Source organism: Ornithinibacillus salinisoli (assembly GCF_042684965.1).
GTDB classification, from domain to species: Bacteria; Bacillota; Bacilli; order Bacillales; family Amphibacillaceae; genus Ornithinibacillus; species Ornithinibacillus salinisoli.
On the sequence record NZ_JBHUMI010000019.1, the window covers coordinates 12,235 to 34,531 of the forward strand.

The 22,297-nt window shown below is 37.1% G+C and carries 17 protein-coding genes; 12 read left to right on the forward strand and 5 right to left on the reverse strand.

All coding sequences use genetic code 11. The annotated features are described in order from the left end of the window. Nucleotides 1-10: 10 nt before the first annotated feature. The 7 genes from ACFSTA_RS16605 (at nt 11) to ACFSTA_RS16635 (ending at nt 10,180) form a co-directional block, all read left to right on the forward strand. Nucleotides 11-1,312 carry a four-carbon acid sugar kinase family protein gene (locus ACFSTA_RS16605; RefSeq protein WP_377557950.1) on the forward strand — a complete coding sequence of 434 codons (1,302 nt, stop codon included), beginning with the start codon at nt 11-13 and terminating at the stop codon, nt 1,310-1,312. A gap of 1 nt (nt 1,313) precedes the next feature. Then, entirely contained in the window at nt 1,314-2,327 is a 1,014-nt protein-coding gene (pdxA, locus tag ACFSTA_RS16610) for a 4-hydroxythreonine-4-phosphate dehydrogenase PdxA (protein ID WP_377557951.1), read from the forward strand. A gap of 80 nt (nt 2,328-2,407) precedes the next feature. Beyond that, a complete protein-coding gene (locus ACFSTA_RS16615) occupies nt 2,408-3,808 on the forward strand; it encodes a GntP family permease (RefSeq protein ID WP_377557952.1) in 1,401 nt (466 codons plus the stop codon). A 621-nt stretch (nt 3,809-4,429) separates the two neighbouring features. Next, nucleotides 4,430-4,507: a putative holin-like toxin gene (locus ACFSTA_RS16620; RefSeq protein WP_377557981.1), complete on the forward strand. Its 78-nt coding sequence runs from the start codon at nt 4,430-4,432 to the stop codon at nt 4,505-4,507. 306 nt (nt 4,508-4,813) lie between these two features. Beyond that, the gene (locus tag ACFSTA_RS16625; RefSeq protein ID WP_377557953.1) at nt 4,814-5,992 is read left to right on the forward strand and encodes an MFS transporter; all 1,179 of its coding nucleotides are present in this window, start codon (nt 4,814-4,816) and stop codon (nt 5,990-5,992) included. Between the two features lie 110 nt (nt 5,993-6,102). Further along, nucleotides 6,103-9,273: a DEAD/DEAH box helicase gene (locus ACFSTA_RS16630; protein ID WP_377557954.1), complete on the forward strand. Its 3,171-nt coding sequence runs from the start codon at nt 6,103-6,105 to the stop codon at nt 9,271-9,273. A 565-nt stretch (nt 9,274-9,838) separates the two neighbouring features. Then, nucleotides 9,839-10,180: a hypothetical protein gene (locus ACFSTA_RS16635; protein ID WP_377557955.1), complete on the forward strand. Its 342-nt coding sequence runs from the start codon at nt 9,839-9,841 to the stop codon at nt 10,178-10,180. A 31-nt stretch (nt 10,181-10,211) separates the two neighbouring features. Here ACFSTA_RS16635 and ACFSTA_RS16640 read toward each other — a convergent pair whose 3' ends face one another. Beyond that, nucleotides 10,212-11,504, reverse strand: a complete 1,293-nt coding sequence (locus ACFSTA_RS16640) for a hypothetical protein (protein ID WP_377557956.1) — start codon at nt 11,502-11,504, stop codon at nt 10,212-10,214. 244 nt (nt 11,505-11,748) lie between these two features. After that, entirely contained in the window at nt 11,749-13,368 is a 1,620-nt protein-coding gene (locus tag ACFSTA_RS16645; RefSeq protein ID WP_377557957.1) for a long-chain fatty acid--CoA ligase, read from the reverse strand. A gap of 187 nt (nt 13,369-13,555) precedes the next feature. Between ACFSTA_RS16645 and ACFSTA_RS16650 the strand changes: the two genes are divergently transcribed. The 4 genes from ACFSTA_RS16650 (at nt 13,556) to ACFSTA_RS16665 (ending at nt 17,910) form a co-directional block, all read left to right on the forward strand. Next, nucleotides 13,556-14,902 carry an MATE family efflux transporter gene (locus tag ACFSTA_RS16650; protein ID WP_377557958.1) on the forward strand — a complete coding sequence of 449 codons (1,347 nt, stop codon included), beginning with the start codon at nt 13,556-13,558 and terminating at the stop codon, nt 14,900-14,902. Nucleotides 14,903-15,625: 723 nt separating this feature from the next. Beyond that, the gene (locus tag ACFSTA_RS16655) at nt 15,626-16,234 is read left to right on the forward strand and encodes a lysozyme family protein (RefSeq protein WP_377557959.1); all 609 of its coding nucleotides are present in this window, start codon (nt 15,626-15,628) and stop codon (nt 16,232-16,234) included. Between the two features lie 111 nt (nt 16,235-16,345). Continuing rightward, complete coding sequence (locus ACFSTA_RS16660; RefSeq protein ID WP_377557960.1) at nt 16,346-16,723, forward strand: RidA family protein; 378 nt, start codon at nt 16,346-16,348, stop codon at nt 16,721-16,723. A gap of 17 nt (nt 16,724-16,740) precedes the next feature. Further along, the gene (locus ACFSTA_RS16665; RefSeq protein ID WP_377557961.1) at nt 16,741-17,910 is read left to right on the forward strand and encodes an iron-containing alcohol dehydrogenase; all 1,170 of its coding nucleotides are present in this window, start codon (nt 16,741-16,743) and stop codon (nt 17,908-17,910) included. Between the two features lie 74 nt (nt 17,911-17,984). Here the strand turns inward: ACFSTA_RS16665 and ACFSTA_RS16670 are convergent, their stop codons facing one another. The 3 genes from ACFSTA_RS16670 to ACFSTA_RS16680 all read right to left on the reverse strand — a co-directional run bounded on the left by ACFSTA_RS16670 (nt 17,985) and on the right by ACFSTA_RS16680 (nt 21,104). After that, complete coding sequence (locus tag ACFSTA_RS16670; protein ID WP_377557962.1) at nt 17,985-18,230, reverse strand: DUF1450 domain-containing protein; 246 nt, start codon at nt 18,228-18,230, stop codon at nt 17,985-17,987. A gap of 80 nt (nt 18,231-18,310) precedes the next feature. Continuing rightward, on the reverse strand, nt 18,311-19,666 hold the full coding sequence (locus tag ACFSTA_RS16675) for an MATE family efflux transporter (RefSeq protein ID WP_377557963.1): 1,356 nt from the start codon (nt 19,664-19,666) through the stop codon (nt 18,311-18,313). 244 nt (nt 19,667-19,910) lie between these two features. Next, a complete protein-coding gene (locus ACFSTA_RS16680) occupies nt 19,911-21,104 on the reverse strand; it encodes an MFS transporter (RefSeq protein WP_377557964.1) in 1,194 nt (397 codons plus the stop codon). A gap of 259 nt (nt 21,105-21,363) precedes the next feature. Between ACFSTA_RS16680 and ACFSTA_RS16685 the strand changes: the two genes are divergently transcribed. After that, nucleotides 21,364-22,281, forward strand: coding sequence for a DUF1002 domain-containing protein (locus ACFSTA_RS16685; RefSeq protein ID WP_377557965.1), 918 nt, complete (start codon nt 21,364-21,366; stop codon nt 22,279-22,281). Nucleotides 22,282-22,297 lie beyond the last annotated feature (16 nt).

Sequence of the window (22,297 nt, forward strand, 5' to 3'; positions counted from 1 at the left end):
GTGTGGCATCATGAAAGTTGGGGTAATAGCGGATGACTTAACAGGTGCTAATGCAACAGGGGTGCGATTGAGTAAACAGGGATTCTCCTCTGCAACTGTTGTGTTTAGTGATCAAATACCAGACTCCCAGGAATTAGACGCAGTATGCATTGATACAGACTCCCGTTATGCATCAGATGATAAAGTCGTAAACCGGGTAAATCTAGCAATGCAAAACTTGCAAAAATGGGATGCAAAAGTGATATGTAAACGAATTGATAGTACAGTACGTGGGAAAATCGGCCTCGAAATCGATACAGTACTTGATGCAGTAGGGGAAAACAGTGTAGCAATTGTTGTTGCATCATTCCCTGATTCGGGCAGAATTTCATCTGGGGGCTATCTATTAGTAGAGGGTGTCCCTGTTCAAGATACGGATGTAGCCAAAGATCCAGTCATGCCAATTACCCAATCCTATGTTCCAGGGATTGTTGAAGAACAGAGTAAACATACTGTAGGACATATCGGATTAGATAAGGTATTGACTAGTATAGATTCACTAAGAGCTGCCATTCAAAATCAAATAGATTCTGGTAATCGAATCATTGTGGTGGATGCAGTAACAGATGAAGATATTGAAACAATAGCGGAAACCATGGTAGATGTTCAAAACGCGACTCTTGTACCGGTTGACCCTGGACCACTAACTGCTGCGTATGCAAAAGCATATTCCCATCAGTTGGTGAAAAATAGCAAGGTAATTGTAACGGTCGGAAGTGTTACATCACTTTCAGGTCGTCAGCTTCAATACCTAAAGGAAAAGACTAATTCATCACCGGTTTATGTCTCTGCGGAAAAACTAGCTACATTAAAACCAAGCTGGGAGGATGAAGTAGAGAGAGCCATACAAGTAGCATTAGAAAAAATACACCAGAATGACGTATTAATTATTACAACCCATAAAGAAGGCGCTGGCCTCGTTGATTTTAAAGCAATTGCTGAAAGAGAAAATACTACTCAGGATGCCTTAGCGAAGCGGATAACGGATGGTCTTGCAAAAATAACTAGACGCGTATTGGAAAAGACAAATTATTCTATTCAAGGATGTTTTACTAGTGGTGGGGATGTAACAGCGTCATTATGTGCTTTAAGTATGGCATCTGGAATTAAGTTAGAGGATGAAGTATTACCATTGGCTGCTTACGGAACTTTGATAGGTGGATACTTCCCAGGTTTACCGATTGTTACCAAAGGTGGGATGGTCGGTGACAAAAAAGCCATATATACAAGTGTGAAATATTTACGAACAAAAACAAACAGGAGGGAACAATAATATGACAAACGAAAGAGCAATTATCGCGATTCCAATGGGGGACCCAGCAGGTATAGGGCCAGAAATCACAGCTAAATCTTTAGCAAATGAGGAAATCTACAACATGTGTAAACCAGTAGTTGTAGGGGATGCCAATGTTTTCACAAAAGCAATTGAAATCGTAGAGGCAAATTTGACAGTAAATGTAATAGAAAAGCCAGAAGATGGTTCATATACATTCGGTACAGTTGATCTAATTGACTTAAAAAATATTAATATGGATGAGCTGCAATATGGTGAGGTTCAAGCGCAATGTGGTAAAGCAGCATTTGAATACATTGAAACTTCCGTTAACCTTGCAAAAGATGGTGTGGTAAAAGCTTTAGCAACAACACCAATTAACAAAGAATCATTAAAAGCAGCGGATGTTCCATATATCGGGCACACAGAAATGCTAGAAGATCTAGCAAATACAAAAGATCCATTAACAATGTTCCAAGTAAATGACATGAGAATTTTCTTCTTAACACGTCACTTATCATTAAAAGATGCTATTAATCAAATGACAAAAGAGCGTGTTCGTGACTACTTAAGTCGTTGCGACAAAGCATTACAACGATTAGGAGTAGAAAATCGTAAGTTTGCTGTTGCAGGTCTTAACCCACATAGTGGGGAAGGTGGTTTGTTCGGAATGGAAGAGGTTAATGAAATTGGACCAGGAATTCAAGCGGCTGTTGAAGATGGAATCGATGCTGTTGGACCAGTCCCAGCAGATTCTGTATTCTACCAAGCATTGAATGGAAAATATGATGCAGTATTATCGTTATATCATGACCAAGGACATATTGCGGCAAAAATGACAGATTTCCATAGAACCATTTCTATAACTAATGGGTTACCATTCTTAAGAACATCTGTCGACCATGGAACAGCATTTGATATCGCAGGTAAAAACATTGCTTCAAGTGTAAGTATGGAAGAATGCATTAAATTGGCTGCACAATATGCACCGAAATTCACAAGAGAAACGCTTTAATATAGAAGATAAACTGAGGTTAACGTGTTAACCTCAGTTTATAAATATGAAAGCCAGTACACCAAGAGGGGAGAAAGATCATGGAAGTATCAGGCACACAAATGATAATTGGCCTAATATTAGGGATCGCATTATTAATTTTATTGGTTTTAAAAACAAAGGTACATGCCTTTATTGCCCTTCTTATAGCAGCATCTGTTACAGGTATTGTCGGAGGTATGAAACCTACAGACGTTGTTACAGAAATAACCAATGGATTCGGTAGTACGCTAGGATCAATCGGTATTATTATCGGACTTGGGGTTATGATGGGAAGAATTTTAGAAGTATCAGGTGCAGCAGAAAAGCTTGCATATACACTTGTTAAGAAGCTAGGAAAGAAAAAAGAGGAATGGGCAATGGCGGTAGCTGGTTATATTGTTGCCATTCCAATATTTGTAGACTCTGCATTTGTTATTTTACAACCGTTAGTTAAAGCTTTATCACGTAAAACAGGAAAATCTGTTATCGCTTTAGGGGTAGCACTTGCTGTTGGTTTAGCTGTAACACACCATGCCGTTCCACCAACTCCAGGACCATTAGGAGTAGCGGGTATTTTTGGTGCAGATGTTGGACTGATGATTTTAGTTGGATTACTATTTTCAATACCTATTATCATTGTAGGTGTCATGTACGCAAAATGGATTGGTAAAAAGATTCATCAAGTTCCAGCTGAAGATGGCGAAGGATTTGTTCGCTTAGATGAAGAAGCGGTATATAAGGAATTTCTAGAAACAGTAGATGAAAGAGAGAAGGAACTACCTTCATTTGTAAGAGCAATTATGCCAATTTTAATACCTATTATCTTGATTTTTGTTAATACAACCTTTGGAGCATTGCACGATTTAGGGGCAGTGACGTTGAATGAAACATTCCTTTCTTATGTCCAATTTATAGGTAATCCTGTAATTGCAGTTGGGCTTGGACTATTAGTTGCGATTTATACACTTACGAATAATCTTCGTAAATCAGAAACATTAGATCGTATGGAAGAAGGAATTAAAACAGCAGGTATTATATTACTTGTAACTGGTGCGGGTGGAGCATTAGGTAATGTTCTTCGTGCAAGTGGTACAGGGGACTTAATTGCAGAACAAGTTGCACAATGGTCAATCCCTGCGATCTTAGTACCGTTCTTTATTGCTACATTTGTTCGCTTAGTTCAAGGTAGTGGTACCGTTGCAATGATTACAGCTGCATCGATCTCAGCACCGATTGTTGCGAACTTGGATGTAAACTTGGTGTTAGCTGCACAAGCGGCTGCATTAGGTGCGATGATTTTCTCCTATTTCAATGATAGTCTGTTCTGGGTAGTAAATAGAATGTTAGGTATAAAAAACGTAAAAGAGCAAATTTTAGTTTGGTCTGTTCCAACAACAATTGCCTGGGGTGTGGCATTAGTTATGCTACTAGTAGCTGACTTTGTTGTACGATTATTTTAATTAGCACTATTCGGATCGTTCGTTGCTATTTTGATAGGAAATAACGTGATTTCCGTTTCGGGCACTTGCTTTCCGTGAGCAACTTGAAGAGGCAATGGAGAAGTAATGGATGGGAGATCTTTTTGCCGGACAATCGTTCCCTTATTAGTGAAAAAATCAACTTAATAAGGAGCTCAAGGACATGTGTTCCTTTATTAACTAGAATGACAGGTATTATCGGACTAAATTCAGCATTTAACGTTCTTGATGTCCGCCAACACTTTCAAATGAAGTTATTTTATGAAATAACGTACTCCATGTCCGTCCGCTTTGCAAAATTTGATTGAATGAAACCACTTTCGGTCTGGAAGCTGTGCATCGTAGACACCACACGACTAAGACGATGAATCCTAGTTGTGTTTTCGTCTTTTCATTTCTCATCAAAAATAGCCGATAAAAAAAGTAGGATGAGGTGGGCAAAAAATCCCCTCATTCTATTTTTTTAGTGTGAAAATAGAATATACGTTCGCATATTTGGAAATGCTATGGTATACTCGTAGACAAGATAAGGTTCTTTTAGGGAGCGGTCGGCTAATCCTTCTATAATGGTGGTGATGCCTTCTGAGGATGTACGAAGTAATGATGGTATTAGGTAGCTTTGGCACACTTTTGATTGCTTTAATTGCCTTAGTTGTTTCGATGATCAACGATAAAAAATAGACCTTCCCTATTTGCCTTCGCTAATGAAAGGGAGAGGTCTATTCAATCTGTCTAGCCGAACCCTCTAGGGGAACCGCTTATCAGAAGCCCAGTTGCAGCTGGGCTTTCATACATAATATGATTTCTAAGTCCATTATACCATAGCGATAGTACTGTTCACAGTCTTATGTTGAAATAATCCATTCTTCTTACTGTTTTACAGTTTCAATGTTTCCATCCAAGGGACTATTTTGATTAAATCCATTCCTTTTCCATATTAACTCATGTATAATATATTTCGAGTACCGAAAGAAAGAGGAGAATCACATGAGCTCACAAGCAAATACACAAACTGATATAAAAGCCGACAAAATATGGTCACGAGATTTCGTACTAATTTGTCTGGCTAATTTTTTTATTTTTCTAGGCTTCCAGATGACATTGCCTACCTTACCACTATTTGTAAAAGAACTTGGTGGTAGTGACCAATTAATTGGCATTGTCGTTGGAATATTTACGTTTTCCGCACTAATCATTCGCCCGTTTGCGGGGCATTCATTAGAATCAAAAGGTAGACAGTTTGTTTACATGACGGGTCTAGCAATTTTTGTTCTATCGGTAGGGTCCTATGCTTTTATAGGTAGTATTTTTTTACTGTTACTGATGCGCATCGTTCAAGGGCTTGGCTGGGGCTTATCCACTACTGCTACCGGTACTATCGCAACAGACATTATTCCGCCGAAACGTCGTGGGGAAGGTATGGGATATTTTGGCTTATCGGGTAACATTGCATTATCATTTGGACCTGCATTAGGATTAGCACTTGTAGATGTAATATCGTTTACACAGTTATTTTTGATATGTGGTTCATTAGGTCTTATGGCATTTCTATTATCCGCAAAAATCCACTATAAAAAAGTGGAAGCATCAGAAGATAAATCAGTTCCTGCACGCTTTGACATTTTCGAGAAAACGGCAATACAACCCTCCATATTGTTATTATTTATTACGTTTACCTTCGGAGGAATCGCAACATTCCTTCCATTATATGCTATAGAAAAAAGTGTTGAGGGGATTAGTTTATACTTCTTAGTGTTTGCATTATTTTTAATGTTATCACGAACATTCGCTGGTCAGCTGTATGATCGAAAAGGGCATATATATGTATTTTTGCCTGGAGCGTTTCTCATATTTGGCGCTATGATATTGTTATTCTGGTTGCCAAACACAACCGTATTGCTTATTGCTGCTGCCATGTATGGCCTTGGTTTTGGCGGTGTTCAACCAGCACTACAAGCATGGGCTGTTGAAAAAGCACCAAACAATCGAAAGGGGATGGCGAATGCGACGTTCTTTTCCTCTTTTGATTTAGGGGTAGGAATGGGAGCAATACTATTTGGACAAATCGCATTCATTCTTAACTACGGAGCAATATACCTAACAGCAGCAGGATCGGTACTCATATCCATCCTTATTTATATCTACCTGTTACTAAAAGCAAAATAGGTGCCAGGTACTTGTAAAATATTTACAAGTACCTGGCACCTTTAGGTTTTAAAACTTTGCATTCTCGTTTACAATATAAGGAGAATGTATAAAGGCAGGTTAATAGGGTTTTGAAAAAATTGAGCGATATTAATATACAGAAGCTTTTTCCGCCTATTATCTATAAGCGGGGATTAGAATATTATAATCAAGGTCTAGTAAGTGATTTATTGTATGATATTAACTATCAAGTTTGGACTGCAACTGTACACGGTTCTGAGGAATATTTCGTGGAAATTAATACAAAAGATTTTGATGATGGTTCCATCGATACGTACTGTGATTGCCCGGCGTTTGATACGTATAATTCGTGCAAGCATATTGCTGCTACATTAATTAGCATTAAACATAAAGATTCGAACAATGCGACTACATTTGATAATTACGATTATCGGACAACGAACCGTTTTATTCAGGCACTGAGCTCTATTCCACAACAATCTAACACACTTGAAATTTTGCCAGATAAAGTACCTTTACATGTGGAATATATTATGAAATGGACCTATGATAAAAATCTGGTTGTTGAACTAAAAACTGGTGAAAAGCGAACTTTCGTTGTCAAGGATGCAGGAAGTTTTTTAGAAGATGTCGTTCATGGTAATGAGCATTTTTTTACAAAAACATTCACCTACTCTCCTGAACAACACTTCATACTACAACAAGACCTTACTATCTTTGAGATGCTCTATTCCATATTGCGAAATGAAAAAATCTATAGTGGGTACCGTTTCTATCATTATCAAGGGAATATGCATGATAAGCGATCTATTATCATTCCACCGCTCGTGGCCAAAGAACTGTTAGAAAAATTAGTCGAGCGAGATGTAAGTGTAGAGGTGGGGAAGCAAACATATCAACAGCCCGCCATTGAAAAAGACAAATTACCTTACCATTTTGCCCTAACGAAAAATGATCAAAATGATCTATTATTAACGATGCATGATGTAGAGAATGGAACGTTTTTCAAACCTTATGAAATATTATTTTCCAATGGTGTATTTTATTTTCCAGCAAAAGAGCAATTACCTATTCTTGATCACGTTAGTCAATTTGGCATGATTGATCAGCGGCTTCCAATAGCGAAAAACCAAGCGGATGTGTTTCTATCTGAAGTGTTGCCATCACTTAAAAAGGTTGGAGATGTAGAGATAGAAGAGAAGGTACAACAAGAAATTATTCAAGTGCCATTACGTGCCAAGTTATATCTTGAATGGCAAGCTGACTGGGTGGTAGGTCGACTGGAATATCACTATGGAGATCAGGTAATTAATCCCTTTAATGGTCGCGAACAAAACGATCCTATTATCATTCGGGATGTGGAAAAGGAACAACAGATTATGCAACTAATCGAACATGCCAATTTTCATTACAATGGAAAAGCATTGTATATTGAAGCGCATGAAGATGAGTTATATGATTTTCTCTATAAAGTGTTACCTATCTTGGATAATTATGTGGAGCTTTTCTTAACTTCGGAAATACGTCATTTAATTATTGAAAATGACCCAATACCGAGTACGAGCGTAAAAATGGAGTCATCTACTAATTTACTTGAAATAGGTTTCAATATTGATGGTGTGGCTGATGATGAGATTAACAGAATTTTAGATGCGGTTATCGAGAAAAAGCGCTACTATCGTTTGCAAAGTGGTCAAATGTTATCTCTTGAAGGAGAAGAATATTCATCTATTCAAAAGTTCTTTCGTGATCTGGATATACAAAAGTCTGATGTGGAAAATGGTAACATTCACATGCCTGTTTATCGAGGAACGCAAGTCGATGAACTTATTGATACGAAGAAAAGCTATGACCCTGCATTTAGGCAATTGCTTTATGAGCTGAAGTCGCCGGAAGAGCAACAATATGATCTTCCAGACGGAATTGAAGCCACCTTGCGAAATTATCAAATGACAGGTTATCAGTGGTTTAAGTCATTAAGTAATTATCATTTAGGTGGTATCTTAGCGGATGATATGGGACTCGGAAAGACGTTACAAAGTATTGCTTATATCGCTTCGGAACCGAGTGAAAATCCACATTTAATAGTTGCACCTTCATCTGTGGTATACAATTGGAAGAATGAGTTTGAAAAATTCTCACCGAAATTACAAGTAGCCATATTAACAGGTTCCCCAGCAGAGAGGCACGAGAAAATTACAAGCTTAACTGATGTGGATGTATGGATTACTTCTTATGCAACATTAAGGCAAGATATTGCATATTACAAAGATAGGACTTTCCAAACATTAATTCTGGACGAAGCACAATATATTAAAAACTATGCAACCAAGACATCCCATGCGATTCGCCAGCTTAAAGTGGGAAGAAGGTTTGCTTTAAGTGGAACACCAATTGAAAATTCAATAGATGAATTGTGGGCAATCTTTCAAGTTGTGTTACCTGGACTCATGCCAAATCAGAAGACATTTAAGCAATTATCAAATGAAAAAATTGCTGCTATTACAAAGCCATTTATCTTGCGCAGATTGAAAAAGGATGTACTAAAAGAACTTCCAGAAAAAATAGAGTCAGTTAGTGTTTCTGAACTGACAAGCCATCAAAAAGAACTTTACATTGGATATTTACGTCAAGTTCAACAAGAAGCGGCAGAATCAATGAAAGAAACTGGATTCCAGCAAAATCGGATGAAAATATTAGCTGGATTAACTAGATTAAGGCAAATATGTTGCCACCCAGGGATGTTTATCGAAAATTATGAAGGAGAATCTGGCAAGCTAGAACTTCTGATGGAAACCGTAAAAAATGCTATTGCAAACGGAAAGCGAATGTTAATCTTCTCCCAATTTACGAGTATGCATGAGATTATTATAGGAAAATTACAACAAGAAGGTATTGAGTATTTCTACTTGTCAGGGCAAACGCCATCAAGAGATCGAGTAGAAATGAGCGAACGCTTTAATAATGGGGAAAATAATGTCTTTCTAATTTCGCTAAAAGCCGGTGGAACTGGGCTAAACCTTACAGGTGCAGATACAGTAATTTTATATGACTTATGGTGGAATCCTGCTGTTGAGGATCAAGCTACAGGGCGGGCACACCGATTTGGACAAAAAAATGTTGTTCAAGTTATTCGTCTGATTACAGAAGGAACAATAGAAGAAAAGATTTATGAGCTACAGCAGAAGAAACGCGAACTCATTGACCAAGTAATTCAACCAGGTGAAACCATGTTATCGAGCTTGAGTGAAGAAGATGTACGCGAACTATTAAACATATAGAATAAAGATGAACAAATTATAGTTCACATAGCAAATCGCACAGTATATTTAAACTGTGCGATTTTGTTATGGTCTAGGAAATTATAAAATTTAATACCTGTGGATAATTCTTGGCAGGAACAGCCACGTCCAGCTCCGACGGACAGGACGTCCTAGTGTCGATGACGCCACAGGACGTGGCGTTTTTATCGACCAGCGCCCAGCGACTAGCGCAACTTCCCTCACCTCCGTACGATAACAGTTCGACATAGTCGAACATCCTTAATCCATAAGATTAAAGGAAGGCCGACTAAAATCGGGCTTTGCGCCCAACGTCGGCATACCCCTATGAAGGGGCATGTTTCCTTTATCTCCTACGGGGACTGTTCAATTAAAACCGCCACTTTGCGTGGCAACATTGAACCACCAGCGTTACGCTGGCGCAGTTCGTACGTCGCTACGACGCACANTTCGTAATATCTTTTTGTGATCGTGACTTGTAACAGTTAATCTGTTCGCGTCGTTTGTTATTATTTTCTTTTTTGTAAACAATAAGGAATAAATACTAACGAGAAAGGATGATTTTATGGCCAAACAAATTATGGGATACTTCCAGACAGAAGATGATGCTTTATCAGCTGAGGCTAGTTTAAAAACATTGCATTCATATGAGATCACTATTGATACCATCTCAGGTGATGGCGGTTTCGGAGGCGAAAATGCTTTTGCTCCTTTTTCATCAACGAGTGAGACAGCGTTTAATATCGGGTATTCTGCATTTTATAATCTAGAAATCTCGAATGATGATGATAACAGGATATATGTATTAAATGGTATGGTAGATGATGCTGATTATGAAGAAGCAAAGCTTATATTAAATCGAAATAAGGGATTGGAAAAACTGAAGAATTCAAAGAAAAATCAGTAGGGATTTTGGCCCTTACTGATTTTCCTTTCGCTTACATATTAATTTGAAATAACTTTCTAGGTCGTCCTTTTACATATGGTTTTTCTTCACCGACAATTTTTATGACCTCACCCGATAAAAGTTTATTAACCGTACGTTCAGCACTTCTTTTAGTCACACTGTAAAATGCTGCGATATCATTGGATGAAAAAGGCTCATTATTACGAATTTTGATGAAGTCAATAAAGTTATAAGAGAGTTCGTTATTAAGTCTTGCTTTATGAATCAGAGCCTGATAGAGCTGTGAGGTGTCAAAGTGCTTTTTTACTCCTAATGGACCTATCTTTTCACCACGATCATTAACAATATAACAGCTGCTATTTTTATTGTTAGAGCATGCTTCCAATGCAAGCTTTGCATGATCCTCTGCCTGCTTTGCAGTTAAACCAAGCCCAAAACCAATATCTACGGCTGTTTTTAACGATTCCTCAATTTCTTGTAATAACGGAAAATCACGAAAATGATTTGTGATATGATCCAAGACACCGCGTGTTCCGATGATTACATAATGATTTTCATGATTGGTAAAAACGGAAGCGAACGTTTTTTCACCAAACTTCCATAGTATTTGTTGTAGCTTTTCTTGTAGCTGCTGTACATAGAGTTCCCCGTGTTTATTTTTCAGTATTTCTATGTCTTTAATTTTTGCAAAACCAGCAACGATTTGAGCGCTTTTACTCATGTTTAAAGTTGTAATGGATTTGGCTTGTACGATTGCTTTCTCCATATTGATGTGAGGGATAATCATACTAATTGTTGGTATGCCGATTTCCTTTAGTTTTTGTTCCACCTCATCTAGGGAAGTTAAAACATGGTCAATTTTCCCGTCATCCCATAGTTTCTGGTGGAAAGAAACAATTTTAGGTATATCAACTATATTGTCTTGTCCATAGCTATATGTATAAATATCTCGATCCCGAAGAACCAGTTCGGTTAAAACTTCCGTTACATGACTCCTATCTAGTACATCAATAGACAGTCGATCTAACGATTGATTATACGTGTTTTTTAAATGATAGAACGACGTTAAAACCATAAACTCATCAAATGCGACTTGTACAATGGGGAGTCGTTTTTTTTCTATTTTTTGTTTTGCATAAAGATAAGGAAGAGACTCCAAAAATACGTACGTATCACACATAAAAGCTTTTTCAAGTAAATCTACCGTTTCTATCGCTTTTCGATATGTAAAAGGAATGATTTCAATATCCTTATGTTGTGCTACACAACTTCGAAAACGATTAATTAATTCATTTCTCCCAAAAACAGCAAGTTTAATTTTCAATATATCAACCCTCCTTACTTGAAGTTGTGTTATAAGAAATTGTTTTTTAATATATAACAGAATTTTCTGTCATTTAAATGTGTAATACTTGTTTCCCGAAAGAGGTTAATTTCTATTATAGTACGGAATTTTCATAATATTGTCAAGTGAAAAAAGAATTCACAGTTTAATTGATAAGTTATGTGTACGGTCAGTTAGCTACATAAACACAAAGTGATGTAGCTAACTGACCAAAGGAAATTAATTAATCGTGAATACTAAAATGTTCTTTAACTTCTTCACGCAATTGGCGTTTTAAAAATTTACCGACAGATGTTTTAGGTATTTCATTCATAAATAACACATCATCTGGTAACCACCATTTTGCAAATTGGGGTTTTAGAAATTCAAGAATATCTTCTTTATTAATCTTATCAACAAAATCTTCATGTAAGACTACACAAGCAATTGGACGTTCTTGCCATTCAGCATCTGGTATCGCTACAACACTTGCTTCAAAAACAGCATGATGTGTCATGATAGCGTTTTCAATTTCGACGGAAGAAATCCATTCACCACCACTTTTAATCAAGTCTTTTGTACGGTCAACAATTTGAATTGTACCTTCTTCATCCACGGTAACAACATCTCCCGTATGGAACCAACCATCGACAAATGCCTGTTCTGTACGAACGTCCTTATAATATTCACTTGCAATCCATGGTCCACGAAGGAGTAATTCACCCATTTCTTGTCCATTCCATTCAATTTCTCCATGATCACCAACCACTTTCATTTCCAAACCAGGAACAAGAATTCCCTGTCGAGCACGTTCTTTCAACTTTTCTTCATCCGAAAAATTCTGCTGATAGCTCTTTAGTCGCGATAATGTAACGAGAGGGGTTGTTTCCGTTGCCCCATATGCATGATAGAAAGGTATATTATGTTTTTGTTCAAATGCTTTAATAAGTCCTAACGGTGCAGCCGAACCACCGCATAATACCGCTCGTAAGCTAGACAAATCATAATCCCCTTGTTCTATTTCCCGTAATAACCCTAACCAAATGGTCGGCACCCCAGCTGTTATAGTGACATGAAACCGCTCAATGAACTCAGCCAGTCGTTTTGGTGTAAAGCGAGGTCCAGGCATTACTTGCGTAGTTCCAAACCAAGTACAAGCAAATGGTGTTCCCCAAGCATTAACATGAAATTGTGGCACTACAGGCATGGAGACATCTGACTCGGAAATAGCTGCAGTATCTGCTAATCCTAATGCATAACTGTGTAACACAATACCTCGATGGGAATAAACTACGCCTTTTGGATTGCCAGTCGTTGCTGAAGTATAGCACATACCAGCTGGTTCGTTTTCATTAATGTCAGTTGTGAAAGAGTGGGATGGATCTCCTGTGATCAGTAGTTCTTCGTAAGAATATAGCGGTGTAAGGTTAGATTCTGGGAGTTCGGCTTTATCGGTCATGACCACAAAAGCTTCAACAGTAGTTAGATGATCTTGTATTTTTTCAATAAGAGGTAGAATGTCTTCGTCGATAAATAAAACTTTATCTTCTGCGTGATTGATAATGTAAATAACATGTTCCGGTGATAAGCGTATGTTAATTGTGTGTAGTACTGCTCCCATCCCTGGAGCCGCAAAATAAACCTCTAGATGTCGATGGTGGTTCCATGCTAGCGTACCGACTCGATCTCCTTTTTGTATACCTAATTCGTGTAGCACACTCATCAATCTTCTGGTACGCTGGCCGATTTCTCCGTAATTTAGCCGGTGAAGTTTGTCATGTGTTTGTGAAATAACTTCTTTCTTAGAAAAAAACGTTTCAGCGTGTTCTAGGATGGAGCCAACTGTTAATGGAACTTGCATCATAATCCATACCATCTCCTTTTTTATAGAACTTATTTCTATAATATCATATTATTATAAGTATTTTTAAAATTACAATATATTTTTGTGGTCATTTTTGATGGGCAATGTTAGAGGAATTATGGAAGAACAAGTGATAAAATAAGAAGAACTAGGTGTAAAGATGTGTATAGAAAGGTTTGCATGTGTTATGAAAAAACAGCATGACTTTACCGAAGGAAGTATATTAAAACAATTGATTTTGTTCTCTGGTCCAATAATGCTTACAAATTTATTACAAACATCCTACCAGATTGCTGATAGCTTATGGGTGGGTAATTTACTTGGAGCAAACGCGTTAGGATCAGTTGCTATATCCAGTGCCATTATTTTTACTGTATTATCCTTTATAATAGGATTAAATAATGCTGCCCTAACTATACTCTCGCAGCAAAAGGGACGTTCAAATGAAGAAGGATTACGTCGTTATTTAAATGCCTTTGTCGTGATCTTAATAGGATTATCTGTATTTCTAGGATTCATAGGGTTCATTTTTGCTGAGCAGTTATTAAGTCTGTTAGGGACGCCAGAAGGAATGATGGCAAGTGCAAAAGCCTATTTGCAAATTAACTTTTTAGGAATCTTATTTTTGTTTGGCTATAACTTTATTAGTACTGTTTTACGAGCGTTAGGTGATAGTAAAACACCGTTACGATTTGTAATGATTGCTGTTGCTTTGAATCTGGTATTAGATCCATTATTTATTGCCGGGTTTAATCTTGGTATTGAAGGTGCTGCGTATGCAACGATTGTCTCACAGGGAAGTGCATTTTTATATGGATTGATTTTTGTACTGTACAAAAAACTAGCACCATTTATGCTTCCTAAACTACCTGCTAAACAAGAAGTAGGTTTGATATTAAACTTAGGGATACCTTCCGGGTTACAAATGGCTGTAATTTCAGCCGGAGCAGCTGCGATTATGAGTGTAGTTACAACGTTCGGAGAAGGGGTAGTTGCTGGATTTAGTGCATCCCAGCGGTTGGATAGTTTGCTAATGCTTCCTGCGCACGCCCTCGGAACTGCAGTTAACAGTATGGCAGGTCAAAATATTGGTGTACGGGATTGGCAACGTGTTAATCGAATTGCAAAGTATGGCGTGCTCTATAACTTTGGTATTATGATGGCAATCGGACTTTTCGTTGTCTTTTTTGCCCATTATGGTGTTCAGTTATTTATTCAAGATAAGGATGCTGTCGCGTTTGGAACGAAATACTTACAAATAATTGCTTTATGCTATCCTTTTTTAGGTATTAACTTTGTATTAAATGGAATTGTTCGTGCTTCTGGTGCGATGTATCAAGTTCTCGTACTCAATATTATCTCATTCTGGATTTTACGTTATCCGCTAACGGCTTTATTCTCTAGTTGGTTTGGAGATACAGGTATTGCCATTGGGATGGGAAGTAGTTTTATAATAAGTAGCTTGTTTGCCTTTTTGTATTATCGGTTCGGAAAATGGCGTGAGAAGGAACTGTTTACAAAAAAACGAGCTTAACTTATTAACAATTTGTGGATAAGATGAGGATAACCCCTATATTTTGATTAATTAATAACATTATTCTACAAAATATTGTATAATTCTACACATTACCTCTGTTGATGAATGGGGATAACTCTGTTAATAACTTTAGATAAAGGCTCTTTTTTGCAAAATTGGTGTGAAATGCGAAGTAACTTTGAAACGTGTTCTTCGCTGCGGGCAGTTGCTTTCCGCGGGGGACGCGAAGAGGCAAAGAAGATATATGGATAGGCGAAGTATGGAAACGGACAATTCTTCCCTTATTTGTGACAAAAGTGGGTAATAAAGGGGTTAAAAGGACATCAGTTCCGTTATTAACCGAAATGACAGGTATTCTGGTACGAATTAGAGCAAATAACGTACTTGATGTCCGATAATATTTTCAAATGAGATTATTTTACGTAATAACGTACGCCATGTCCGCTCCGTTTTCCCCTTCCGTTGTGGAAGCCTAGCGCGAAGCATTACTAGAAGATGCAAGCGCACTTGTTTTGCGAGCGAGTAAGCCGCCCGCGGAAAGCGAAGTGTATTTCTGGAGCAGGATTTGGAGCAGTACATTTAATCTCATATTTCACCACGTTTTTCATTTTAAGGTGCTTCGCAGTTTATATAAATTAATCATAAAGATTCATACTTAACAAACAACAATCTTTTAGAAAACAGCCTCGATAAAAATAATAGATTAAAAGGTTGATGGAGATGAAGAAAAGAACGAAGATAGCTTTCAAGCAAGCAATTCTAGTTACGATATTCCTAATGACTGCATTGGTCGTTATTTCTGTATTGTCATATGAAAAACCTCGGGAAATTAATTACAACAGAATTAGTAAGGATGTCATACGTTATCAACCAATAGTGGAGGATTACGCTGAGGAATATGGTGTTTCGGAATATGTAGACGTTTTATTAGCTATGATGATGCAGGAGTCAGGAGGACGTGGTAACGATCCCATGCAGTCTTCAGAAAGCTATTGTGGACAAGTTGGATGTATTGATGACCCAGAACTATCTATTAAACAAGGAGTCTATTATTTTTCGGAAACACTTGAAGCAGCTGATGGTGATTTAGAATTGGCGATACAATCTTATAATTTTGGTAAAGGTTTTATTAATTATGTCCGAGAGCAATCGAAAAGTTATTCACAAGAAATTGCTATCAATTTTTCACAAGAGATGTATGAAAATGCCCCTGATCAATCCATTTACAGCTGTTTACGGGAAGAAGCAAAACAGTATAACGCCTGTTATGGGGACATATATTATGTGCGATCTGTTATGGCATATAAAGAAGGTGTTTCATTGGAATAGTGTTGATCCAATTAAGAATTAATACTTCTTGACAATACGTTTAACAAGCAAAGGAAGAAGTAAAAATGATATGATACAAGAAAGGTAAATATTTGCTAGGAGTGAATACGAATGGTAAAAGAAATCCATACTGAAAACGCACCAGCTGCAATTGGGCCATATTCACAGGCTATTCAAGCGGGTGATTTTATTTATATCTCTGGTCAAATTGGTATTAATCCATCAACTGGTGAAGTAGTTGATGGGATTGAAGCACAAACGAAGCAGGTATTGGAAAATTTAAAAGCCATTTTGGCTAAGTCGGGAGTAAGTTTTTCACAAGTTGTTAAATTTACAATTTATTTAACTTCGATGGATGATTTTGCAAAGGTAAATGATATATACGGTGGCTACTTACAAGAGCCATATCCTGCACGTGCTACTGTGGAAGTAAGCCGGTTACCCAAAAATGTACTTGTGGAAATGGATGCGGTGGTTTATACAAAATAAAGAAGGAGAGTTTCTAAATGGATAATTTTACATATCATAACCCAACTAAGCTTATTTTTGGAAAAGGGCAAATAGATGCGTTACCAAATGAAGTGAAATCCTATGGCTCAAAAGTACTAATCGTATATGGTGGCGGAAGTATTAAACGTAATGGGATTTACGATAATGTGTTAGCGAAATTAGCTGAAATGAATGCAGAAGTTTTTGAACTTCCTGGCGTAGAACCGAACCCCAGAATATCTACCGTACGTAAAGGTGTAGAAATTTGTAAAAATGAAGGCATTGACTTTGTTTTAGCTATTGGTGGTGGTAGTACGATAGACTGTACAAAAGCAATTGCGGTTGGAGCAAAAACAGATGCAGATATGTGGGATGTTGTAACGAAAAAGGTAGAGGCAGAAGGTGCTTTGCCATTTGGAACGGTATTAACTCTTGCTGCAACAGGATCGGAAATGAATGCAGGTTCTGTGATTACAAATTGGGAAACCAATGAGAAGTATGGTTGGGGTTCACCATTTTCATATCCAAAATTCTCCATCCTTGATCCGACAAATACTTACTCGGTTCCAAAGGATCAGACGATATACGGTATTGTTGATATGATGTCACATGTATTGGAACATTATTTCCATCAAACAACGAATACACCAGTTCAGGATCGGTTTTGTGAATCACTTTTAATAACAGTTATGGAGACAGCGCCAAAACTGTTGAACGATCTAGAGAATTATGAATATCGAGAAACCATTATGTTAAGTGGAACACTTGCGTTGAACAATATGTTAAACATGGGCTATCGTGGAGATTGGGCATCACATAATTTGGAGCATGCCGTTTCTGCTGTACATGATATTCCTCACGGTGGAGGGTTGGCTATTTTATTCCCAAATTGGATGAAACACGTCCTAGATGATCAAAACGTTGGTCGATTTGTACAAATGGCAACTCGTGTTTTTGATGTTGATACGGCAGGTAAATCGGATCATGAAATTGCTATAGAAGGTATTGAAGCACTACGATCTTTCTGGACGAAGATTGGAGCTCCTACTCGATTAAGTGACTATAACATTAAAGAGAGTAGTGTCGAAATAATGGCGGATAAAACAGTTACTGCTCGTCCAGAGTATGGTAACTTTAAAGTCTTGTCGAAACAAGATTCCATTGAAATATTTAAAGAAAGCCTATAATACCTAAATTTCCGACACAATATTTCCTGGGAAATGAATACTGTCGAAATAAGATAAAAGAAGAACTAACCATATTACTGATATATGGCTAGTTCTTCTTTTATTGCTTCTCTAATTTTATTTAAACAATCCTCTGGTGTTGAGCCGTGAATGCGTTTGTTATTAACAAGCGCATATGGTTTAACACGACACAGACCGCAAAATGACAAGCAGTCACTTGTCAACACGGCTACCTCTGGGAATTCTTTTTCAAGTATTTCTTCTATATTTAAAGTAGTGATTGCATTACCGTCACAAATTTCAACTACGACTATACCCAATGTATCACTTTCTTTCTATTTTGTGGACTGTCCTTAGTTTTAACATAACCATAAAAACAAATCAATAATCGTGCTCTTTTTTAAACGTTTTGCCTTTTGTCAATAAAATTCATATCTACCCAGTAACGCTTTTTCCACCTTCGAAGCATTAAAGTGCCACGAATCCATTCATCCGCAATAAATGAAATCCAAATACCAACAAGTCCGAGACCTAAGTAAATGGCGAAGAACCATGCAAATGTAATTCCTACTCCCCACATTACGATAATTCCGATATAAACTGGAAACTTCACGTCTCCAGCAGCACGTAATGAACTGATCATGACTAAGTTAAACGCTCTGCCGGGTTCGAGAGCTACAGTCATTAAGAGTAAGAACGTCCCTTGTTCAATAATGGTTGCATTGTGGGTGAATATTCCTAGTAATGGTTGGGTAGCAACATATATAACGCTAGCCATTACTAGTGAAATTAAAATGGAAATTCGTAAACTTTTAATTGCCCTTGCATAGGCATCTTCAATTTTCCCTGCACCAATCATATGTCCGATTAATATTTGTGTACCTTGACCGATGGCAATGGAAAATAAAAAGATAAACATCATAATATTTTGTGTGTATACCTTAGTTGTGATTGCAATTGTTCCTAACTGGGCAACAAAATACGTAATGACCATTTGACTGGCATTATACGAAAGCTGTTCACCCGCAGAAGGAATTCCAATTCTTAATAAACTTTTCACATGATGTTTTTGATAGCGGAAGAAACTTCTAAAGTCTAATTCTCCCTCACTCCGTTTGACTAATAGTAATACAAGTACAATAAATCCGATAAAACGACTAATTGCAGTGGAGTAAGCTACACCAACTACGCCAAGAACGGGAAAACCAAACGGTCCAAAAATAACAAAGAAATTTCCGATGACGTTAACGATGTTCATTCCGATAGTTACCATCATTGTATCTTTTGTATGTCCATAACTGCGTAAAATGGCTCCTGTTGTCATGATCAAAGCCTGCACAAATATAAGTCCACCAACAATCTGCATATAGGAAGAAGCTTCACCCATTAATTCAATCGGAAGGTCCATTACATTTAGAATTTGTTTTGCAAAAATAAATAAAGCTAAGCTTAGTATTAAAGAAAAGATAAGGTTTAAACTAATGGACATAACAGCAATTTTTCCGGCAGTCGGATTGTTTTCTGCACCGAGATTTTGTGCAATTAGAATAGCTGCACCTTGGGCAACAAACCCAAACATCACAATTACAACCGACAAAATTTGATTGGATACGCCAACAGCTGCAACCGCATTGTCCGAATATTGACTAAGCATTAATGTATCGGCATTCCCCATCAACATATGGAGTAATATTTCTATGAAAATTGGCCACGTTAAAGCAAATAGTGTTACATTTTTCATTTTATTTTCATTCATGTGAATCCTTCTTTCTTTACAATAGAACTAGTTTACAACGGATTACGGGAAATAGAAAGATAAAGGCAGCTGTTTGACTAATGGATATGAAAACGCAAGAAGGAGCTTCTATTTTTAATCTTAATGTGTAAGAGTACATTAATGCTTAAATGGCTATGCGCTTCTAAAATTCGTTCAAAATTAACAATCCATTCCAAAAAAAACAGCCCAACTTCAAACGTTAATTTGAAGTGGACTGAACAATTTATGATGATAAAGAATGATGTTTATTACCCACATATTCATGTTTATACCATGCCACTAACATAATGAATCCACATAATACTAACAATCCACTCGTTACAAAGAATACAGATGAGAATCCAAAGAATCCTGCTAGCATTCCACCAAGAGCCGGACCGATAATGTTCCCTAGAAAACGTAAACTTGTATTGTATCCAAGCACTTCACCTTGCATGGAGAGTGGTGCTTCTTGGCGGATATATGCAATTCTAAGTGGAATAATTCCACCAATGGATACTCCGAGTAAGAATCGTAGTATCACTAGCTGCCAAATGTTTGTGACAAACGCACCCGGTAAATAAACAATACCTGCCATAAATAATAAGAAAATTAATATTTTAATATAGCCAACCCGATCACCAAGTTTTCCCCACTTCCGAGTCATAAGCAGGTTTCCGAGTCCGGCAGCAGAAAAGGCCATTCCAGAAAAGAATGCAATACTAGCTGGACCGTGTATTTCCTCTACATATAAAGATAGAATTGGTTGAATGCTAAAATGAGCTACTTGAACAAGGGTCGAAATGAGCATAACTACTAATAAGATCGGGTGCTTTACAATATGCAAGATAACTTCTTTTCTTGAGTATGCTTTATGATCTTTGTCATCAGCATATTCCATTCGTATCTCTCGAATGCCAAAAGCTACGATAATTGCAGAAATAAATATTGTAATGGATACCCATTTAAATGTTGTAGCGAAACCGAACGTATCTGCTAAGGCTCCGCCTAGTAAAGGACCCATAAGTGAACCTGTAATACTACCAGTTTGCAATGTGCCTAATACTTTACCAGCGACATTTTGCGGTGTTTGTGTAGAAATAAGTGCCTGAGACATCGGAATAAAACCGGTAAACACTCCCATGAACAAACGCAATAAAAATAGCTGCCATACATTTTCCGCAAAACCCATAAGGAATACGGATATGCCTAATCCAATAGCGAAGAAGATTAATAGTTTTTTTCTGCCATATTTATCTCCAACTCGGCCCCATATGGGTGAGAAGATGAAAGCCGCAACAAACGTAATCCCGAAAATCCACCCTGACCAATTTTGAACATAGGAATCTGAAAAATTACCAAATGAATCAATGTATAATGAAATAAATGGAAGTACCATCGTTACACTTCCAGCAATAAAAAAGTTAGCAAACCACATGATTGCTAAGTTTCGGTTAATATTTGAGTCTTGACTACTGATGGAAATGCCCTTCCTTCTGTGTAAAAAATATTTCGGTACTCTAAATATATATCATTTTCAGAGTGAAATAAAGTTATTTGCACATGTAAAATGTGGTTAAACATGTTCAAAAAGGGAATAAAATATTATAATGGTAGCACAACAAGAATTTAACTTATTTTTTCAAATGGACATGCATAGATTGATAATAGTAATTTGAAAAGGAGTAGTTAATAAGATGAAACAATTCCTGAGGTTTTCTTTTATTGTTGTATTAATAGTAGGATTGATTACAAGTTTGGAAGTCTCTGTTCGAGCTGACACTTCCGATAGTATTAATGAAAAACTAGGTGTTCCAATTGTGGTTTATGGAGATAACCTTACCGAAGAGCAAAGGGCAGAAACGAGAGAATTGTTAGATGTAACAGATCCAGAAATGGTTGATGAGTACAATGTAACTGGTGAGGATTTAGCTAACTATATTGGTGGTAATCCAAGTGCAAGAATGTTTTCATCAGCTAAAATTACGATGAAAGAAAAAGGGGAAGGCTTAACAATAAACATTGTTACCCCTGAAAATATTACCGAAGTAACAAGTGAAATGTATGCTAATGCCCTATTAACCGCAGGAGTAGAAGATGCAGTAGTAGATGTTGCTTCACCCGTAACAGTTAGCGGACATTCTGCGTTAACGGGAATTTATAAAGCTTATGATGCAGAAGGTGTAGAATTAGATAAAGAGCGAATGGAACTAGCAAGTGAAGAACTGGATTTAGCTACAGATTTTGCTGAAAAAGAAGGCTTGAGTCAGGAGAAGGTAAGTGAGTTACTTACTGAGATAAAAAAAGCTATTGCAGAGCAAAAACCAGCAACAGTAGAAGATATTGAACGAATCGTACAGGAACAACTAGATAAAATGGAAATTTCATTAAGTGAGGAAGATCGTCAACTACTAATCAACTTATTTGAAAAAATGCGTGATTTAAATATTGATTTTGACCAAGTGAAAAATCAATTAAATGATATTGCATCAAAGGTACAAGAACAATTGGGAGATCTAATAAATGATGAAGGTTTTTGGAATAAAGTAGGCAATTTCTTTAGTTCATTTTTTAAAAGTATAGGAGATTTTTTTAAAGGTTTATTTAATGAATAAAATATAGAAAATCGTA